Source organism: Synechococcus sp. B60.1 (assembly GCF_047462555.1).
Lineage (GTDB): Bacteria > Cyanobacteriota > Cyanobacteriia > Thermostichales > Thermostichaceae > Thermostichus.
This window is the reverse complement of sequence record NZ_JANSJN010000129.1, coordinates 1-1,496: the sequence shown is the minus strand read 5'-3', so window position 1 is coordinate 1,496 and position 1,496 is coordinate 1. Positions and strand designations below refer to the sequence as shown.

1 protein-coding gene and 1 pseudogene are annotated in these 1,496 nt (G+C 58.2%); one reads left to right on the top strand and one right to left on the bottom strand.

Features of this window, described 5'->3' with window-relative positions; genetic code table 11:
- Window positions 1–677: pseudogene (locus tag NW863_RS11935) on the bottom strand (glycine dehydrogenase (aminomethyl-transferring)); the annotation flags it as partial.
- A gap of 214 nt (window positions 678–891) precedes the next feature.
- Here NW863_RS11935 and psbU point away from each other — a divergent pair.
- Window positions 892–1,254: a photosystem II complex extrinsic protein PsbU gene (gene psbU / locus NW863_RS11930; RefSeq protein ID WP_414366594.1), complete on the top strand. Its 363-nt coding sequence runs from the start codon at window positions 892–894 to the stop codon at window positions 1,252–1,254.
- The last annotated feature ends 242 nt before the right edge of the window (window positions 1,255–1,496 follow it).

Below are 1,496 nucleotides of genomic sequence, written 5' to 3'. Positions count from 1 at the left end.
AAAGGATCCGCCACACGCACCTGGATCCCCAAGGGCTCTGCCCGCGTCTGCACGACGGCAATGGTCTGGGGATGGCAGCCGCGATCCACCCAGAAGACCTGGGATCCCTTGCCTGCCAGGGCATAGGCCAGGCTCATAGCCTCAGCGGCAGCAGTGGCTTCGTCCAGCAGGGAGGCATTGGCGATCTCCATGCCTGTTAGATCGATCACCATCGTCTGGAAATTGAGCAGGGCCTCTAGCCGCCCCTGGGCGATCTCTGCCTGGTAGGGGGTGTACTGGGTGTACCAGCCGGGGTTCTCCAGAATGTTGCGCTGGATCACCGGCGGCGTCAGGCAGTTGGAATAGCCCATGCCCAAAAAGGAGCGCCACACCTGGTTCTGGGCCGCCATTGCCCTCAGTTCTGCCAATACTTGCTGCTCACTGCTGGGGGATCCCAGGTGCAGGGGTCGGCTGCTGCGAATCGCCGCCGGCACCGCCTTATCCACTAATTCCCGTAGAGAGCTCAGCCCCAAGGCCTGCAACATCTGACGGATTTGCTGGGCGTCTGGCCCGATGTGCCGCCAGACGAAGAGTTCTCTCTGCTCTAGCAGCTCCAGCTCTGGATCGGCGGCAGAGAGGGGTTGAGACGTCTCCCGGCCAGAGGGGCTGAGGGGATGGAGGATGGTGGAGTCGGACATGGGGCAAAACAAAAGCGATGAGCAGTTGGTCAGCCGCCAAAAGGCTATTCCCCGATCATAGTTGTTAAAAATTATTTCTGACGGGATCCAAATCTGAATCTGGGTCTCGATTCGGGGTAGCGGGGATGAGACACTGAATGGTCGGAGAATGTTAGCGACCTATCCCCTGAGCGTTGTCATGACTGCTTTCAACCTTGTCTGCAAAGGTGGTGCTATGCGTCGGCTGTTGTCTGCTTTGGTGTCTATCCTGTTGATGCTCTGTCTGTGCTTGGCCCCCTTGGGGATCCCGGCCGTGGCGGCAGAGCTTCCGCCGGTGAAACATCTTGACACTCCCATCGATGTGAACAACACCATCCTGCGCAACTACCGCCAGTTGCCTGGCTTCTATCCCACCCTGGCCCGTATTCTGGTGAAAAATGCTCCCTACAACAGCCTGGAGGACATGCTGCGGATCCCAGAATTGACGGAGCAGCAGAAGGCCCTGATCAAGGCGAACGCGGAGAACTTCGTGTTTGGGGAGTACCAAGAGGGGGCCAACCAACTGGAAAATCGGATCAACCAGGGGTACTACGGCTGATCCTGGCAGAGTCTGCAGAAGAGAAGGCTTTCTGCTTCTGTGCAACTCTCAAGAGGGAAGGGATCCTGCGGCCCGCAAACTGGATTAGAGGTTGGTGGTTGGCTTGCCAACTGCAGGATTACCCAAAGCCTGCTCCGTACTACTCGGCGGTTGGAGTCGGGTAGTTTACTCTCTATCCCTCGTCGCCAGAGCACCCCTCAGGTTTTGATGGCCTTAACGTAAGGTGCGGAATTCCCCACCGT

Excerpts from the sequence above, each read along its gene's own strand:
- psbU (WP_414366594.1), top strand. The coding sequence starts at position 892 with ATGCGTCGGCTGTTGTCTGCTTTGGTGTCTATCCTGTTGATGCTCTGT.